Annotated in this window: 10 protein-coding genes; 7 read left to right on the top strand and 3 right to left on the bottom strand. The window is 72.0% G+C overall.

The window, feature by feature from the left end; genetic code table 11:
- Positions 1 to 69: 69 nt before the first annotated feature.
- From E0F75_RS33735 to E0F75_RS33705, 7 genes are all read left to right on the top strand, one after another.
- Positions 70 to 1,563 carry an MFS transporter gene (locus E0F75_RS33735; RefSeq protein WP_229314775.1) on the top strand — a complete coding sequence of 498 codons (1,494 nt, stop codon included), beginning with the start codon at positions 70 to 72 and terminating at the stop codon, positions 1,561 to 1,563.
- 471 nt (positions 1,564 to 2,034) lie between these two features.
- Positions 2,035 to 2,253, top strand: coding sequence for a hypothetical protein (locus E0F75_RS33730; RefSeq protein WP_055600716.1), 219 nt, complete (start codon positions 2,035 to 2,037; stop codon positions 2,251 to 2,253).
- 130 nt (positions 2,254 to 2,383) lie between these two features.
- On the top strand, positions 2,384 to 3,190 hold the full coding sequence (locus E0F75_RS33725) for an HlyD family efflux transporter periplasmic adaptor subunit (protein WP_229314774.1): 807 nt from the start codon (positions 2,384 to 2,386) through the stop codon (positions 3,188 to 3,190).
- 232 nt (positions 3,191 to 3,422) lie between these two features.
- Positions 3,423 to 5,540, top strand: coding sequence for an NHLP family bacteriocin export ABC transporter peptidase/permease/ATPase subunit (locus tag E0F75_RS33720; protein WP_229314886.1), 2,118 nt, complete (start codon positions 3,423 to 3,425; stop codon positions 5,538 to 5,540).
- A gap of 1 nt (position 5,541) precedes the next feature.
- Entirely contained in the window at positions 5,542 to 8,502 is a 2,961-nt protein-coding gene (locus E0F75_RS33715; RefSeq protein WP_374115479.1) for an NHLP bacteriocin export ABC transporter permease/ATPase subunit, read from the top strand.
- A gap of 167 nt (positions 8,503 to 8,669) precedes the next feature.
- Entirely contained in the window at positions 8,670 to 9,224 is a 555-nt protein-coding gene (locus tag E0F75_RS33710) for a hypothetical protein (protein ID WP_229314773.1), read from the top strand.
- Positions 9,225 to 9,402: 178 nt separating this feature from the next.
- Positions 9,403 to 11,085: a long-chain-fatty-acid--CoA ligase gene (locus E0F75_RS33705; protein WP_229314772.1), complete on the top strand. Its 1,683-nt coding sequence runs from the start codon at positions 9,403 to 9,405 to the stop codon at positions 11,083 to 11,085.
- A gap of 121 nt (positions 11,086 to 11,206) precedes the next feature.
- On the opposite strand, the gene E0F75_RS33700 is transcribed toward E0F75_RS33705, so the two are convergent.
- From E0F75_RS33700 to E0F75_RS33690, 3 genes are all read right to left on the bottom strand, one after another.
- Positions 11,207 to 11,641 (bottom strand): hypothetical protein, encoded by a 435-nt coding sequence (locus tag E0F75_RS33700; protein ID WP_229314771.1) that lies wholly within the window; start codon positions 11,639 to 11,641, stop codon positions 11,207 to 11,209.
- Positions 11,638 to 12,774, bottom strand: a complete 1,137-nt coding sequence (locus tag E0F75_RS33695) for an NAD(P)/FAD-dependent oxidoreductase (protein WP_229314770.1) — start codon at positions 12,772 to 12,774, stop codon at positions 11,638 to 11,640. Before E0F75_RS33695 ends, E0F75_RS33700 begins: the two co-directional genes overlap by 4 nt.
- Before the next feature lie 101 nt (positions 12,775 to 12,875).
- The coding region (locus E0F75_RS33690; RefSeq protein WP_229314769.1) for a non-ribosomal peptide synthetase at positions 12,876 to 18,285 on the bottom strand (5,410 nt) is incomplete at its 5' end.

Below are 18,285 nucleotides of genomic sequence, written 5' to 3'. Positions count from 1 at the left end.
CAAGTACTTGATGACATCAAACATCGATGATCTGAAGCTCCCGCGTCACCGGAAAAGGCCCTCCCTGCCATGAGTCATGCCCCCACACCGCCCGCCGCCGATGCCCGGCGCGAGACGGTCATCGTCTTCGCCCTGAGTCTCGCCGCCATGGTCGTCTCGATGATGCAGACCCTGCCGGTCCCGATCCTCGGCCTCATCCGCACCGACCTCGGCACCTCCACGGCCAATGTGAGCTGGGTGACCACGGCCACGCTGCTCTCCGCCGCCGTCTTCACCCCGCTGCTCGGCCGCTTCGGCGACCAGCACGGCAAGAAGCCCACCCTCGTCGCCGTCCTCGGCGTCATGGTCGTCGGCTCCGTCGTCGCCGCCCTCGCGACCTCGCTGCCCCTGCTGATCCTCGGCCGCGTCCTCCAGGGCGCCGCCACCGCGATCTTCCCGCTCGCCCTCTCCGTCCTGCGCGAGGAGGTCAGGCCGCAGAAGCTGCCCGGCGCCATGTCCCTGGTGAGCGGAACCCTCGCCTTCGGCAGCGGCCTCGCGCTCGTCGCGACCGGCCTGCTCACCTCCGGCTCCGACGCCGACTACCGCAGCGCCTTCTGGATGGCGACCGGCTTCGCCGCGCTCGCCCTGCTCGCGGTCGTGTTCCTCGTCCCCGCGACCCGCCACAAGACGGGCGGCCGGACCGACTTCCTCGGCGCGCTCACCCTCGGCATCACGCTGCTGCTGCTCCTGCTGCCCATCTCGCAGGGCCATGAATGGGGCTGGGCCTCGGCCCGGACGCTCGGCAGCTTCGCCGGCGCGGCCGTCATGGCGGTCGTCTGGGTCCTCGTGGAGCGGAAGGTCCGCGAACCACTCGTCGACATGAAGATGTTCGTCCACCGCCCGGTCCTCATGGCCAACCTGGCCGGCATCCTCGTCGGCTTCGGCATGTTCGCGAACTTCCTGGGCGTCTCCTACCTCGTCCAGATGCCCGAGGCCCTCACCGGCTACGGCTTCGACGCGTCCATCCTGCGCGCCTCCGTGGAGTTCCTGCTGCCCGGTGCGATCGTCTCGCTGCTCGCCTCCCCGATCGGCGGCCAGCTGGTCCGCCACCGCGGACCGCGCACGGCCCTCGCCCTGGCCGCGGGGCTCGGCGCCGTCGGCTTCGCCTGGCTCGCCCTCGGCCACGGCCACACGGCCTCGGTGATCGGGGCGGGGATCGTCGTCGGCGCGGCCGTCAGCTTCGGTTACGCGGCCATGCCGGCCGTCATCATGTCGAGCGTCCCGCACCACCAGAGCGGCATCGCCAACGGCATCAACTCCATCTCCCGCTCCACCGGCAGCGCGATCGGCAGCGCGGTCGTCACCACGATCCTGGCCTCGCAGACCATCGAGCACCTCCCGGCGGGCGTCCCGCCGCTGCCGGCGGAGTCCGGCTTCACCCTCACCTTCTGGATCGGCGCCACGGCGTTCGCCCTGGTCGCACTGATCGCGGGCCTCGGCCTGCGGGGGCGCGCGGCGGCGCGCCCGGCCGAGGGGACGCCGTCGGCCGCCGCCCCCGCTCCCGAGAAGACGTCGGTGTCCTAGGGAGTGTCTTGCCGATCAGGGTCGGAGAGGCCCTGGTCGAGGTCTCTTCGCCGGAGCGGCGCTCGGAGTTCGGTCGGCACCCGGGGTGTCGGCCTCCTCACCGAGCGTCGCTCCGGCGAATCTTCACATCGTGCAAGAGGAAGAGGCCCCTCCCCTTGTGTCGCCCCTCGACATGACGGCCGCGCTCCCGTCGTTTGAGGGGTCTATGTCCCCTTGCGTTCCACCGGGGCGACGGAGGGCCGATTTCTGTTACTCGATCCTGCGGAGAACCTGTGGTGATCTCCTGGCGATCTGCCAAATAGATCGAAACGTGCTTCGATTCGGTGATGAATTCGTGTGCCGCAGCACGTCAACTCGGTTGGCCGGGCAACCCGTTCGCGTGCTTACATCTGCACATCGCGGCCGCCGTCGGAACGGTGCTTGATTCCAGCCGGGGTAAAAACATTCACACGAATTGAAGGGTGCGCACACATGCGTAACGACATCGAGACCCGTGAGATCGCCGACGCCGAGCTTGACGCCGTTTCCGGCGGCCTCGCCATCTCCGGTGGCCTCGCCGGCGCCGTGGTCGGCGACGTCAGCACCGTCCTCGGCACCGTGACCTCGCTCCAGACCGTCCAGGGCGTGCAGGCCCTGCCGGGCGTCGTCACGGGCCTCGCCGGTGTCAACGTCGGTGTCGCCGGTCTCTGAGCGGCATATCCGTGAACCCCGGAACGCATTTCCGTTCCGGGGTTCACGGCTGCCCTTCCCGCCCATCGCAAGCGGGCTTCCGCCGGTCAATTCGGCAGCCCCGTGAAGAATGCAGTCGAAGGAAGAGTCCGTGCAGTTCCGTCAGAAGGCGCTTTCCAAGCTGCAATCGCCCGAAGAACTCGACCTGCCGGTACGGTTCGCGCGCCCGCAGGGCCGGCTCGTGCTCGCGGTCACCGTCGTCGTGATGGCCGCCGCGACCTTCTGGGCATTCACCGGATCCGTGTCCTCCAAGCTGAGCGCACCCGGCGTTCTCACCCGGGCCGAGGGCAGTTACCTCCTGCAGAGCCCGTTCGCGGGACAGGTCACCGCCGTCCACGCCAAGGAGGGGCAGCTGGTGTCCCCGGACGCGCGCCTGCTCACGGTCCGGACGCCGCAGGGCGACCGGGACGTCCGCGTGGTCGACGGAGGGCGGGTGACGGCCCTCCTCGCCAAGACCGGTCTCGTCGTCACCACCGGCGCCGACGTGGCGACCGTGGAACGCGTGAAGAACCCGGACGACCCCCTGACGGCCATGCTCTACGTGCCCGGCGACAGCGGCGCGGCGATCCCCGTCGGCGCCCAGGTCGACCTCGGCGTCCAGTCCGCACCCCAGCAGCGGTTCGGCGTGCTCCGCGGCCGGGTCAAGGCCGTCGGCCGCGCCCCCCAGACACCGGCGCAGATCAGCGGCTTCCTCGGCGACAGCAGGCTCGCCGCGCAGTTCGCCCGGCACGGCAACCCCGTCGCGGTGCTCGTCCAGCTGGAGCGCTCGGCCGCGACCCCGTCCGGCTACCGGTGGTCCTCGGCCGACGGGCCCCCGTACGCCGTCGACTCCACGACACCCGTCACCGGAACCGTCCACCTCGCCGCGCAACGCCCCGTCGACTGGCTGCTCCCGTGACCGCGTCGCCCGACACGACCCCCCAGCTCGATTGGCCGCTCCCGTGACCGCGTCGCCCGACACGACCCAGACCCCCCAGCTCCCGCCCGCCGGGCACCGGCGGCACCGCCCCGAGCCGCAGGGCGCCGGCCGGCGCCGCCGCCCCGAGCCGGACGGCCGAAACCCCCGGCGCCGCAGGCCCGTCCCGAAGGGCCGTACGCCCCGCCCCGTACGCACCCCCACCGTGCTGCAGATGGAGGCGGTGGAGTGCGGCGCCGCCGCGCTCGCCATGGTGCTCGGCCACTACGGCCGGTTCGTCGCCCTGGAGGAGCTCCGCATCGCCTGCGGCGTCTCCCGCGACGGATCCCGCGCGAGCAACCTCCTCAAGGCGGCCCGCGGCTACGGCCTGAAGGCCAAGGGCATGCAGATGGACCTCGCCGCGCTCGCCGGAGTGGGGCCGCCGGCCATCCTCTTCTGGGAGTTCAACCACTACGTCGTCTACGAGGGCATCGGGCGCCGTCTCGGCCGCCGCGGCGTCCACATCAACGACCCGGCCAAGGGCCGGCGATTCGTGCCCATGGACGAGTTCGACACCAGCTTCACCGGGGTCGTGCTCACCTTCGAGCCCGGCGAGGGCTTCCGCCGCACCGGACGCAGGCCCGGCGTCATGGGCGCGATGCCGGCCCGCCTGCGCGGCACCTCGGGAACCCTCCTCGCCGCCGTGCTCGCCAGCCTCCTCCTTGTCGTGGTCGGCGCGGCGATACCCGCGCTGAGCCGTACGTACATCGACATGTTCCTGATCGGCGAGCAGACGTCGCTCCTCGGCGTGCTCTTCGCGTCGATGGCGGCGGCCCTGCTGCTCACGGCGGTGCTCACCCTCCTCCAGCAGTCCAACCTGCTGCGTGGCCGCATCATCTCGTCCACGCTCGGCAGCGCCCGCTTCCTGCGGCACCTGCTCCGCCTCCCCGTCGCCTTCTTCTCCCAGCGCAACCCGGCCGACCTGGTCCAGCGCCTGCAGTCCAACGACGCGGTCGCCGAGACACTGGCACGGGACCTGGCCGCCGCCGGCGTGGACGCGGTGGTCGTGGTCCTCTACGCGGTGCTGCTCTGGACGTACGACCCGCAGCTGACGGTCGTCGGCATCGGCATCGCGCTGCTCAACGTCGTGGCCATGCGGATCGTGATCCATGTGAGAGCCACCGACACCCAGAAACTCCGCGCCGAGAGCGCCCGGCTGACCAACACCTCGTACAGCGGTCTGCAGCTCATCGAGACGATGAAGGCCACCGGCGGCGAGGACGGCTTCTTCCGCCGCTGGGCGGGCCAGCACGCCGTCACCCTCGACGTGCAGCAGCGGCTCGGCGTGCCCAGCATGTGGCTGGCGATCGTCGCCCCGACACTCGCCGCGCTCAACAGCGCGCTGATCCTGATGATCGGCGGTCTGCGCGCGGTGGAGGGGCACCTCTCGGTCGGCCTGCTCGTCGCCTTCCAGGCCCTCATCACCAGCTTCACCACGCCGATCACCCGCCTCAACGGCGTGGCAGGCCGCATCCAGGACTTCGCGGCCGACGTCGCCCGGCTCAAGGACGTCGAGAACTTCCCCGTCGACCCGATCTACTCACGGCGCGAGCCGCCCGCCGCCACCCGCCGCCTCAAGGGCCATGTGGTGCTCGACGGCATCACCTTCGGCTACAGCCCGCTGGACGCCCCGCTCCTGAACGGCTTCTCGCTCTCGGTCGGCCCCGGGCAGCAGGTCGCGCTGGTCGGCGGCTCCGGCAGCGGCAAGTCCACCGTCTCGCGGCTGATCTCCGGGCTCTACGCCCCCTGGGAGGGCGCCATCCGCATCGACGGCATGCGTCTCGAGGACATCCCGCGCGGCGCGCTCGCCGCCTCCGTCTCCTTCGTCGACCAGGACGTCTTCCTCTTCGAGGGCACCGTCCGCGACAACGTCGCCCTCTGGGACCCCTCCATCCCCGACGAGGCCGTCGTGGCCGCCCTCGAGGACGCCGCCGTGTACGAGGTGATCGCGCGCCGCCCCGGCGGCATCCACAGCCGGGTCGAGCAGGACGGCCGCAACTTCTCCGGTGGCCAGCGCCAACGCCTGGAGATCGCACGGGCGTTGGTACGCCGCCCCAGCGTCATGGTCCTCGACGAGGTGACCAGCGCCCTGGACGCGGCGACCGAGCGTCTCGTCATCGACAACCTGCGGCGCCGGGGCTGCGCCTGCGTGGTCATCGCCCACCGGCTGAGCACCGTCCGCGACAGCGACGAGATCGTCGTCCTGGAGCGGGGCACCGTCGTCGAGCGCGGGCGGCACGAGCAGCTGCTCGCGGCGCGGGGCGCCTACGCCGAACTGGTCAAGGAGCACTGAGGTGACGTCCTCCCACCCCGCACCCGCCGTCCTGGACCCGGTCGTGGCCGCCCTGGGCGGGCTCGGTACGCCCCTCGACTGCACGGGCATGCGCAGCCTGTCCCTGGAGGGGCCGCTCGTGCTGTGGCTCGTCGTCGAGGGCGAGCTCGACCTGTTCGCGATCGACGCGGCGCAGGAGGGCCACTGGCACTTCCTGGGCCGCCTCGCACCGGGCACGCTGCTGCTCGGCCCGGCCGAGGGCCCCGGCCACACCCTGATCGGCCGACCCCTGCAGGGCTGCCTGCTGCGCCGCATCGAACTGCGCGAGCTGCAGCCGTACGGACACGGGGAGTACGGACACGGACAGGCGGAGTACGGCCACGGGGGCTACGGGCACGGAGAGTACGGGCACGGAGAGTACGGCTACGACCCGTACGGACAGGGCCGGTTCGGGCCGGAGGCGTACGGACCGGGGGAGTACGGCGTCGCCGAGGTGCCGTTGAGCCCCCTGGAGAACGCCTTCGCGCTCGGCATCGGGCGCGGCCTGCGCGTCCTCTACCAGGCGCCGCTCGAGAGCCGCGCCACCGCCGGCGCGGGCGCGGCCGACGACGACGTCCTGTGGATGCAGATCACCCCGGGCAGCGTCCAGTACGGCGCCGTGTACGAGGGGTACGACGGATACGACACCGCGGCCGCGCTTCTCGTCGACGGGGCGATGTGGCAGGGCATGGTCGACCAGCAGTACCGGCTGCTGTACGCCCTGGACAACTGGATCGAACAGGTCGAGCGCGCCCACGAGGACCGTACGGCGGCCGGCATCGAGGCCGGTGAGGCCGCCCGTACCCAGGCCGACCAGGCCCTGATCGCCTCCATCGGCCGCTCCGGCGGCCGGTCGCGCGGGGCGTCCGGACGCGGCGGGGGCGACGACGCGGCCTTCGCCGTGTGCCGGCTGGTCGCACGCGAGGCGGGCATCGCCCTGTCGGCGCCGGTCGGGACCGGCGCCGACGCCGGGCGGATCGATCCCGTCGAACGCATCGCACTCGCCTCGCGGATCCGCACCCGGGTCGTCAGCCTCCACGGCCGCTGGTGGCGCGAGAACAGCGGGCCCCTGGTGGGACGGCGGGAGGAGGACGGCGCACCGGTCGCCCTGCTGTGGCGGCGCGGCGGTTACGAGGCCGTCGACCCCGCCACCGGCACCCGGGAGCGCGTGGGCGCCGCCGACGAGGGCACCTTCGAACCCGCAGCCGTCATGTTCTACCGCCCGCTGCCCGACGGCCGGCCGGGCCTGCTGCGCCTGCTCCGTTTCAGTCTGCGGGGGACCGGCGGCGACCTGCGCAGCCTCCTCCTGGGCGGCCTGGTAGCGGTCGGCCTCGGCGCGCTCGTCCCCATCGCCACCGGCAAGGTCCTCGGCGAGTACGTACCGCGCGCCGAGGACAGCCTCATCGTGCAGACGGCGCTCGCGCTCGTCGCGGCCGGTGTCGTCTCGGCCGCCTTCATGCTGCTGCAGAACATCGCGATCCTGCGGGTGGAGGGCCGCATCGAGGCCACCCTGCAACCTGCCGTCTGGGACCGGCTGTTGAGGCTGCCGGTGACCTTCTTCGCCGGCAGCTCCACCGGAGAGCTGGCGAGCGCCGCCATGGGCGTCAGCGCCATCCGCAGCGTGCTCTCCGGCATCGGCTCGGTCTGTCTGCAGGCGAGCACCGTCGGCACGATGAACCTCGTCCTGCTGCTCTTCTACAGCGTGCCGCTGGCCCTGGTCGCGCTCGCCATGCTGTTCGTCATCGCCGCGCTCTTCCTGGGGCTCGGGCTGTGGCAGCTGCGGTACCAGCGGCGGCTGCTCACGCTCGGCAACAAGCTCAACAACCAGGCGTTCCAGACCCTGCGCGGGCTGCCCAAGCTGCGCGTGGCCGCCGCCGAGAGCTTCGCCTACGCCGCCTGGGCGCGGGAGTTCGCCCGCACCCGGGAGCTCCAGCAGCGGATCGGCCGGATCAAGAACGTCATCACCGTCCTCAACGCGGTCAGCCCGCCGCTGTGCATGCTGGTGATGTTCATGCTGCTCGCGGGACCGGCCAGGGGCAGCATGTCCGCCGCCGAGTTCCTCACCTTCAGCACGGCCGTGACGATCCTGCTGTCCTCGGTCACCCAGCTGACCGGCGCGCTCATCTCGGCCGCAGCCGTGCAGCCGATGTTCGAACAGATCGGGCCGGTCCTCCGGGAGACCCCCGAGGTGCGCGGTTCCAGCACCCGGCCGGGGGTGCTGAGCGGGGCGGTCGAGGCGAAGAACCTGTCCTACCGGTACACCGAGGACGGTCCGCTCGTGCTGGACGACGTGTCGGTCCAGGTGCGACCCGGCGAGTTCGTCGCGATCGTCGGGGCCAGCGGCTGCGGCAAGTCGACCCTGCTCCGCCTGCTCATCGGCTTCGACAGGCCGGTCGCGGGCAGTGTGCTGTACGACGGCCAGGATCTGACGGCACTCGACCGGGCGGCCGTACGCCGGCAGTGCGGCGTCGTCCTGCAGAACGCGCAGCCGTTCTCCGGCTCGATCCTCGACTGCATCCGCGGGGCGGAGCCGTACCCGCCGGAGGAGGCCTGGGAGGCGGCCGCCATGGCCGGTCTGGCCGAGGACATCAAGGCCATGCCCATGGGCATGCACACCATGCTGTCCGACGGCGGCGGCACCGTGTCCGGCGGTCAGCGCCAGCGGCTCATGATCGCCCAGGCCCTCATCCGCAAGCCGCGCGTCCTCTTCCTGGACGAGGCCACCAGTGCCCTGGACAACGAGGCCCAGCGCGTCGTCATCGAGTCGACGCGCACGCTGCGCGCCACGCGCGTCGTGATCGCCCACCGGCTGTCCACGGTCATGGACGCCGACCGGGTGATCGTCATGGCGGACGGCCGGGTCGCCCAGCAGGGACCGCCGGCCGAACTGCTCGCCGACACGAGCGGTCCGTTCCACGCGCTCGTACGCCGCCAGCTCGGCTGACGGGCGCCCCGCGCGGATTCGTGGAGAGGGCACATTTCGGAATCCGAGCCTCCCGGACGGAAATGCCGGAATGCCTCGACGGAAGGGCTTTCGATCAGGGAAGCTGTCCCCAACAGGCCTTCATATAGGCGCAGTTGGGCAATTTCTGCATCATTCCGGGGGAGAAGATGACAAGACTCACGAACCGATGGCTCGCGCGCGCCGCAGGGGTGGCGGCCGCGGCGGTACTCATCACCGGCGGGACGGCCGGCGTCACGTTCGCCACCGAGACCGACCGCGCGGGCATCGTCGCCGACACATGGCTGCCCACCGTCGACATCGCCTCGAACTTCGGCGTGGTCGCGACCACGCATCCGGACACCGTGGGCTGTAACGGCTACAACGTGGTCGGGACGGGGACCGCCACCGGCAAGCCGGTCGGCAGCGCCACCTGGTCCCAGACCGAGGTGGTGTGTCTCGCGACCATCCCCGGCAAGTACGACATCAAGGGGACGCTGACGCTCACCGAGGCCGACGGCGACAAGCTCAACCTCAGCTACGCCCTCACCGCGCCGGTGTCGACGGCCACCCTGGTCTACCCGACCGGCACGTTCAAGATAACCGGCGGAACCGGCAACTACGCGATGGTGGCCGGCAGCGGAAAGATGAACGCCCGGGTCAACCTCCTCGACCACGACCACGTCAGCGCCACGCTGGTGGGGGACATCCAGTACCTGGGCTGATCCGACGCACTGGCCCCGGGCCAGGCAGACGTGGGTGACGGCGCCCTGCCGTCACCCACTCTCGGCGTCCCCCGCCTCACCCTCACCACCCTCAGAGCCGTCAGCCACCCTCGGAGCCGGCTCCACCCTCGGGGCCGGCTCCGCCCTTCTGACGGCGCAACCTCCAAGGGGCCGCACCATGAAGAGCACCATGCAGGACCGCGAGCTGCTCGTCCGTGACCTCCTCGCGCACGGGCAACGCGTCTACGCAGACAGCCGGGTGATCCGATGTGCCGACGCACAGAACGAACGGTCCTTACAGACCTTCGCCGACATCGCCGCCCAGGCCGAACAACTCGCCGCAGCAATAGCCAGGTTGGGAGTGCAGATCGGCGAGCGCGTCGCCACGCTCGCCTGGAACACCCCCGAACACCTGGTGGCCTATCTCGCCGTACCGAGCATGGGCGCCGTACTGCACACGCTCAACCTCCGCCTCCACCCCGACCAGTTGGGCTACATCGTCGAGCACGCCGAGGACTCCGTCCTCCTGGTCGACTCGACCCTCCAGGACATGCTCATCCCCCTGCGCGACCGGCTCGGCAGCGTACGCCACGTGGTCGTCATCGGCGGCCCGCCGGAGGTCGACCTGCCCGGGCACATCGCCGTGCACCGCTGGGACGATCTCCTCGCGGCCGAGCGGCCCGGCTATGTCTGGCCCGACCTGGACGAGCGGGAGGCGGCCGCGCTCTGCTACACCACCGGCACCACCGGGGACCCCAAGGGCGTGGCCTACAGCCACCGCTCGATCTCCCTGCACACCCTCGGCGTCTCGGGCGGCTCCGGCTTCGCGATGCACGACGGCGACCGCGTCCTGCCGATCGTGCCGATGTTCCACGCCAACGCCTGGGGATGGCCGTACTCCGCCTGGCTGGCGGGCTCCGACCTGATCATGAACGGCCGGCAGCTGCACACCCCGGACCTGGTCCGCATCATCAACGAGGAGCGGCCCACCGCGGTGGCCGCGATCTGCACGATCTGGAACAGCCTGGTCCACCACGGCGAACAGCACCCGCTGGACCTGAGCAGCGTGCGGCTCGCGGGCTGCGGCGGCGCGACCCCGCCGCGCGCCCTGCTGCAACAGCTCAAGGACCGCTACGGGGTCCTCCTGACACAGGGCTGGGGCCTCACCGAGACCAGCCCCCTCGCCACCTTCGCGGTCCCCCCGTACGGCACCCCCGACGAGGAGGAGGTCGGCTGGCTGGCCAAGAGCGGCCGGGTGATGCCCTACGTCGACGTACGGCTGATCGCCGAGGACGGCACCGAACAGCCGTGGGACGGAACCTCGGTGGGCGAACTGGAGCTGCGCGGGCCCTGGGTCACCGGCTCGTACTACAACACCCCGGACTCCCCCGAGAAGTTCCACGACGGCTGGCTGCGCACCGGCGACCTGGGCGTGATCGAGCCGGGCGGCTGGGTGGTGGTCAGCGACCGGCTCAAGGACGGCATCAAGAGCGGCGGCGAGTGGATCTCCACCATCGAGCTGGAGAACGCGATCATCGAGCACCCCGCGGTCCTCGAAGCGATCGTGGTCGGTGTGCCCGACCCGCGCTGGGAGGAACGCCCGCTGGCCTGCGTGTCGTTGGTGCCGGGCGCCGAGGCCCACGGGGACGAGCTGCGGGAGTTCCTGACCGGGCGGGTGGCACGCTGGTGGGTGCCGGAGCGGTGGTCCTTCGTGGAGGCGGTGCCCAAGACCAGCGTCGGCAAGTACGACAAGCTGGCCGTACGGACCCTGTACGCGGAAGGGGCGCTGGACGTCTGGCTCCCGGGCCCGGGTGACTCCGACGCGCAGGCGCCCACGGGGTCCGGGGCACCCCGGGAGTGAACGACGGAGCGGCGCCCCGGACGTCCTGGAGCACCAGGACCGTCCGGGGCGCCGCTCCCGGTCCGCCGGCCTCGGGCCCCGGTTCCGGGATCCCAGGCCCGGTCCGGTGACCTCGGGCCGCTCAGGCCGCCAGTCGGTCCGCCGTCTCGGCCAGCAGCTCCCGCTGCCGGTCGGTGTCGAGACCCAGCTCCCGCACCAGCCGGAGCGTCAGCACGAGCCGGGCCTGGATCGTCGTCTCGGGGTCCGGGTGCTCGCCGCCGGGCACCGAGCCCTCGTCGAGTCCGGCGGCGACCAGGCCTTGGAGGAACGCCGGGTCGAAGTCCTCCGCACCGGCGTCCAGCGAGCCGAGGACCTCCGCGACGTAGTCGCCGATCTCCCGCGGCGTCGCGCCCTGCGGGAAGCGCCGACGGGCCGCGATACCGAAGGCGGTGCCGACCGCCTGGCCGTACCGCGGTCCGGTGGGGTCGAGAGCGGCCGACTTCTGGGCGAACCCGATGAAGTCGAACGCCAACAGCGCCCCCAGCACATCGAGTTCGGTGGAGGTGGCACTGGTCATGACGCCTGGCCTTCTGTCGTGGGCGGAGTGGTCGTGGTGTCCTTGCCCCGGGCGGTGGCGACGAGCGCCGTCGCGACGTGCTCGGCGTCGCGGCCGACGAAGCCGATCAGCGCCGACCCGCGGGTACGCATCCGGTACAGCCCCAGGTAGTAGCTGCCGGGCACGGCTCCCGTGCCCTCGGTGTGCCGCGGCTGCCCGTCGTCGTCGAGCATCTCCGGGTCGAGCCAGCTCCAGTCGGTGCGGAAGCCCGTCGCCCAGATCACCGTGGACGGCTTGACGCGCTCGCCGCCCGCGACCAGGAGCTCGGCGCCGTCGGCCGCGGTGATCCGGCCCACGGTCCGGATCCCGCCCGCCGCGACGAGCTCGGGCACCCGGTCGCCGACGACCGGGTCGGGCGCCTGCATGCTCACGGGCAGGCGCATCACCCCGAGGACGCTCATCCACCAGAACATGTCCCGGCCGACGACCGTCTGCGGCAGGGGAGGCGAGACGGCCTCGCTGCAACTGAGCACCACGTCGTGGGTCGTGGACAGCTCGGCGGCGATCTGCCGGCCGGAGTTGCCGTCGCCGACGACCACCACGGTCCCCGGCGCCACCTGCGCGGGGCCCCGGTACTCGGTGGTGTGGAGGGTGGGCACGTCCGGACTCAGCACGGCGGCGAACTCCGGAAGACGGGGTATGCCGAACGCCCCGGTCGCGATCACGACCTGCCCGGCCCGGCAGTCGCCGTGCGTCGTGCTCAGCAGATAGCCGTCACCGTCCCGGCGTACCGACAGCACCCGGTGGTCCGGCAGCACCGGCAGGTCGAACCGCTCGGCGTAGTCCCGCAGGTACGCCACCACCTCGTCCTTGCCCGGGTAGTGCCGGCCGTCACCGGGGAAGGGCAGGCCCGGCAGCCCGGAGAACTGCGCGGACGTGAACAGCGTCAGCGAGTCCCAGCGCCGTTCCCACGTCTCTCCGACCTCGCTGCCCGCGTCGAGCAGCACGCACTCCACACCGGCCTGCCGGAGGTAGTACCCGACGGCGAGCCCGGACTGGCCCGCTCCGACGACGGCGACCGGCACGGTGGCCGGCAGCGTGCTCGTCCGCTCACCGGCCTGCCGCCGTGCCGGGTCGGCCTGATCAATTCCCATACCGATTGTCCTCACTTCTTGGACCTGGACCCGTGGAACCCGAAGGACCGGTCCGGGGTGGATCGGCCGGGCCGCCAGAGGGGCGGCCCGGCCGGGTCGGTTCAGTTGGAGTCGAGAGCCCGGCGCAGCTCGTCCGCCAGGACCCGCAGCCGCTCACCGCGCATCACCGTGTAGTGGTCGCCGGGTACGTCGACGAGGGCGGCGTCGCCGGGGAAGTACTCCATCCAGCGGGACGCGGTGTCGACGGACGCGCCGCCGTCCGCCGCCCGCAGCGACAGCACCCGGCCGGCGAAGGCGCTGGGCGCGTACCGCAGCAGGGCACGGTAGTTGCTCTGGAACCGGCCGACGATGGAGCTCAGCGTGTCGAGGTCGATGTCCTCCGACAACGCCCCCGCCGCACGTGCCTCGGCGTGCAGCACCTCCACCGGCGGACGGCCGTCGAACGCCTCGGCCGGCAGCTCCCACTCCACCCCGGCGAGGCCCGCGAGATCCCGGGCGAACCAGGACAGCAGCACCTCGTCGGAGACCGGCGCACCCTCGGCCGGGCCGGGCCGCTCCATCAGGTCGACCACGGCGAGCAGCTCCACCTCGGCCCCCGCCGCGGTGAGCTGGGCCGCCATCTCCAGGGCGATCACGCCACCCATCGACCAGCCGCCGACCCGGTACGGGCCGTCGGGCAGCGCCTCACGGACCGCGGCGACGTAGTGGGCGGCCATGTCCTCGACGCTCAGCAGCTCCGTGTCCGGGAGCTGCAGCGCGTAGAACGGCTGGTCGTGGCCAAGGAGTTCGGCGAGTTCCGCGTAGCAGAGCACGTCACCGCCGACCGGGTGGACGAACACCAGCGGAGTCCGCCAGCCCGTGGTGCGTACCGGCACGAGCGCCCTGCGGCCGTCCTCGACGCTGCCGGCCTCCCGGACCGCCTGGGCGAGCAGCTCGATCGTCGGCCGGGCGAAGAGGCTGGACAGCGGAAGGCTGCGGCCCAGACCGCGGGCGATCCTGGCCATCAGACGCACCGCGAGCAGCGAGTCCCCGCCGAGGTCGAAGAAGCTCGCCGTCACCCCGATATCGGTGACACCGAAGAACTCCGCCCAGATCTCCGCGAGTCGGCGTTCCACCTCGTCGCGGGGGGCGACGAAGCCGGCGCCTTCGACGGCGACCTCGTCGGGTGCGGGCAGCGCCGCCCGGTTGACCTTGCCGTTGTCGCTGAGCGGCAGCTCGTCCAGGACGAGGATGCGCTGCGGCACCAGGTGCTGCGGGACCACCTTGCGCAGCGACTCGGTGATCCGCTGCTCGGTGTCGTCGCGCCCGTCGTCGAGGACGACGTACGCGATCAGCCGCTTGGGCCCGTGCTGCTCGCCCGCCGCGACGACCGCGGCGGCCCGTACGCCCTCGCACTGGGTGAGAGCGGCCTCCACCTCGCCCAGTTCGATGCGGTAGCCCTGGATCTTGACCTGCGAGTCCTGGCGGCCGAGGAACTCGATGGTGCCGTCCGGCAGGAAGCGTCCCAGGTCGCCGGTGCGGTAGAGCCGCTCACCGGTGACCGGGTGGTGCAGGAAGGCGGCGCTGGTCTTGGCCTCGTCGTTCAGATACCCGCGGGCCAGACCGACCCCGGCGATGTAGAGGTCGCCGGGCACCCACACGGGGCACGGCCGCATCGCGCCGTCGAGCACGTGGAAGCGCTGGTTACGCATCGCCTTGCCGTAGGGGATGCTCACGCAGTCCTCGTTGACCTCCCCGATGGGGTGCAGGATCGACCAGATCGACGCCTCGGTGGCGCCGCCGAGGCTCCACAGCTCGGCGTCCTCGAGGAGCAGCCGGATCCGGCCCGGAAGGTTCACCGGGATCCAGTCCCCGCTCATCATGACCAGCCGCAGCGGCAGCCCGGTGAGCCGGTTCGCGAGGGCGTGCTCGGTGAACATCTCCATCAGCGCGGGCACGCTGTTCCAGATCGTCACCCCGTGCTCGGTGACGAGCTCCGCCCAGCGGGCGGGCTCGCGGTGCGCCGACGGCTCGGGCAGCACCAGGGCGCCGCCCGCCGAAAGGAGTCCGAAGACGTCGTAGACCGACAGGTCGAAGTGCATCGCGGAGAGGCCGAGGGCCCGGTCTGCCGCGGTGACGCGATAGCGCTCGTTGACGTCGACGATCGTGTTCAGGGCCGCGCCGTGCTCGATCATCACGCCCTTGGGCAGCCCGGTGGAGCCCGACGTGAAGATCACATAGGCGAGGTCGGTGGGCTTGGCACCGGACGGCCCGAGCGGCTCGAGATCGCCACCCGGCTCCCGGCCCGCGCCGTCGCCCTGCTCGCCGGCCCCTTCGTCGGCCCGCACCACGGTCCTGGCCACGCCCTGCGGCCAGTCGGCGATGTCGTCCACCCACGGCTGGGTGACCACCCGGCTGATCCCGGCGCTGTCGAGCAGCACATGCAGCCGCTCGGCGGGCACCCGGGCGTCGATCGGCACGTACGCCGCACCCGCCCGCAGGATGCCGAGGGCCGCGACGACCTGCTCCCAGCCCTTGTCCATGACGATGCCGACCAGGTCACCGGGGCCGGCCCCCAGCGCGCGCAGCCGGTGACCCACCCGGTGGGACCTGCGCTCGAGATCCGCGTACGTCAGGGTCAGCGACCCCGTGACGACCGCGGGCGCGTCGGGCGTCTCCGCCGCCCGCGCGAGCACGGCGTCGTGCAGCAGTCCGTCGGGCACCGGCCCGTCGGTGGCGTTGGCCTCGGCCCGTACGTCCAGGTCGGCGACGGGTGCGAGCGCGGGCCTGGGCCGCTGCCAGGCCGCCGGGTCGCGGGACAGATCGCGCAGCGTCCGCTGGTACGCGGCGAACATCGCGTCGATGCAGCCCGCAGGGAACAGCTCCTCGATCACGTCCCAGTTCAGGAGGAGCTCACCGGCCTCCTCGACCGCCTGATGGTCCAGCCACACCTGCGGGGTGCGGACCGAGCTGCTCACCTGGCGGCCGTTCTCACCGATCCCGGTGAGGTACTGCACGACTCCACCGCGCTCGCCGTCCTGCTGACCGGCCATGTTCACCAGGCTGGTGAAGACGACCGGCGCGGCGGCCCGCACCGAGGCGCCGCGCGCCCGGTTCAGCTCCCGGAGCACCTGCACACCGCTGACCTGGCTGTGCTCCATGTCGCTCCACAGCCGGCTCTGGACCGCGGAGGCGCGGGCGGCGAACGAGTCGGTCGCCGAGTCGCGGATCTCCAGCATCAGCGTCGTGGAGAACTGACCGATGACGTCACCGACCTGCGGGTGCAGCGGCAGCCGGTTGAAGTAGAGCAGGTTCAGGGAGAAGTCGGGAGTGGCACTCCACTCCGCGATGACCTGCGCGTACGCGGTGCACAGGGCCGCCGACGGGCTGACCCCGGCCGCCGTCGCGTGCTGCTTGAACCGGTCCCAGTCCTCCTTGGCCAGGGTCGCGCCACGGTGGTTGAACACCGGCCGGTCCAGGCTCGACGGGCTGACGGCCAGCGGCAGCTGGGGCGCGGGCGGCAGGGTGTCGAGACGGTCACGCCAGTAGGCGAGCGCCCGGTCGTACTCCGGTCCGGCCTCCAGGGCGCGGGCCTCCCTGACGTAGTCCCGGTAGTGCAGCCGCAGTTCGGGCAGCGTCTCACCGCGGTAGTGCGCCGCCCACTCCTTGAACAGGATCGACGTGCTGAAACCGTCGATGATCAGGGCGTCGAAGCCGGCGTGCAGCCGGATCACCCGCTCGTCGACACGGGTCACCCGCACGTCGAACAGCGGCCAGCACGTGGTGTCGAAGACCTGGTGCCGCATCTCCTCGTGCACGGCGACCAGTTCGGCCTCGCGCTCGGCCGGGGCCAGCGCGGAGGCGTCGGTCTCCCGGATCACATAGGCCGGGACGTCACGCTGGATGCGCTGCTCGCCCTCGGCGGTGAAGACCGCCCGCAGCATGTCGTGCCGCTCGATCATCGCCCGGAAGGACGCGCCGAGCCGGTCCAGGTCCACGTTCTCCAGGTCGATCTCGATCTGGAAGTACGTGGAGGTGTTGCCGAGTTCGAAGGCGTCGCCGCGGCCCACGAGGTAGGCCTGCTGGAGGTCGGTCAGACCGAACGGCTCGTACCGCTCGGAGTCGTCCTCGACCACGACGGCTGCACCGCCGGCCTGCGGGGCATCCGCCTCCGCACCCTCCTGGCTCCCCGTGCCGGAGCCGAGGGCGGCCAGTATGTCGTCGGCGATGTCCTCGGTGCTGCGGCCTTCGAGGAACGCCGCCATCGGCAGCAGGACGTCGAACTCCTTGTTCAGCGTCGTCCGGATCTTCATCGCGATCAGCGAGTCCAGGCCGAGCGCCTGCAGCGACTGCTTGGCGTCGAGCCGCACCGCCGTCGTCCCGAGTGCCCGGGCGACGGTCCGGGTCACGAACGCCCGCGCCGCCTCGGGCTCCACGGCGGGTGTCGCCTCGACCACCTCGGCCGGGGCCGTCGTGGTGACGGCAGCCGGGGCCACGACGCGCGGGCGCGCCCCGGCAGCCGGAACCTGAGCCCGCGCCGCCGCGGGTACGTGGTGCGTTGTAGGCGCCTGTGCCGTCTCGGGCTCCGCCGCCGACCGGGTCAGGGCGGGGACGAACCGTACACCGTCGGCCTCGGCCACCAGCCGGCCGTTCGCCGAGACGAGCCGGATACGTGCCCGGGCGCCGCCATCGAACAGTTCGGCATGACATCGGAGCCCGTCCTGGGGACCGCCGCGGTCGTAGTGGACGAAGCGTTCGAGACCGGCCGGCACGAGAGCCGGGCCGTCCGCCGGGAAGCAGGCCAGCGCGGTCTGGAACATCGCGTCGACGAGCCCGGGGTGGATCACGTACGCCTCGGTCTCGCCGGGCACCGCGGACCGGATCTCGGCGGTGGCCTCGTTCCGGCCGAGCCTGATCCGCTCCACCCAGCGAGCGGCGGAGCCCAGGTACAGGGCACGCTGCCACAGCAGCCGGTACAGCTCGTCGCCGGTCAGCTCACGGCCCGACCCGCCCGCCGCGAGCGCCACCGTCGGCGCGGCCGCCGCGCCCGACTGGGCCCGGGCCTGCGCGTGCAGCTGCCAGCCACCGGCCGAGTCCTGCGCGTAGTAGCCGAACTGTTCCCCCTTCACGATGAGTTGAGCCGCGTGCTCGGGTCCGGTCGGTGCGAGCGCCAGATCGACGGGCAGCTCCAGGTCCTGGACGGACACCGGTCCCGGTCCGGCGAGTTCGGTGACCGCCTCGATCAGCGTCTCCACGAACACTCCGGCGCTGACCACCGGCCGCCCGCCGACCACGAAGTCGCCGAGGCAGGGGTGCGCCGACGGGTCGAGCGGCGGGGCGAACTGCGCCTGCGCGAGCGGCGACGACGGAAGTCGCACGCCCAGCAGGCTCGCCGACTCGGCAGCCGGCACCGCCGGGCGGGGCGCGCCGGGCGTCGCCGAGGGGGCTTCCAGTGCGAGCCAGTAGTGCTGGCGTTGGAAGGGGTAGGAGGGGAGTTCGACGGTGTGGGCCTGGTAGGGGGCCAGGAGTGTG

Source organism: Streptomyces sp. CB02980 (assembly GCF_014451325.2).
Classification (GTDB): Bacteria; Actinomycetota; Actinomycetes; order Streptomycetales; family Streptomycetaceae; genus Streptomyces.
This window is presented reverse-complemented; position numbering and strand designations above follow the sequence as displayed.

Coding starts and splice junctions, on each gene's coding strand:
- E0F75_RS33735 (WP_229314775.1), top strand. CDS start 70: ATGAGTCATGCCCCCACACCGCCCGCCGCCGATGCCCGGCGCGAGACG.
- E0F75_RS33700 (WP_229314771.1), bottom strand. CDS start 11,641: ATGACCAGTGCCACCTCCACCGAACTCGATGTGCTGGGGGCGCTGTTG.
- E0F75_RS33720 (WP_229314886.1), top strand. CDS start 3,423: ATGGAGGCGGTGGAGTGCGGCGCCGCCGCGCTCGCCATGGTGCTCGGC.
- E0F75_RS33695 (WP_229314770.1), bottom strand. CDS start 12,774: ATGGGAATTGATCAGGCCGACCCGGCACGGCGGCAGGCCGGTGAGCGG.
- E0F75_RS33710 (WP_229314773.1), top strand. CDS start 8,670: ATGACAAGACTCACGAACCGATGGCTCGCGCGCGCCGCAGGGGTGGCG.
- E0F75_RS33730 (WP_055600716.1), top strand. CDS start 2,035: ATGCGTAACGACATCGAGACCCGTGAGATCGCCGACGCCGAGCTTGAC.
- E0F75_RS33705 (WP_229314772.1), top strand. CDS start 9,403: ATGAAGAGCACCATGCAGGACCGCGAGCTGCTCGTCCGTGACCTCCTC.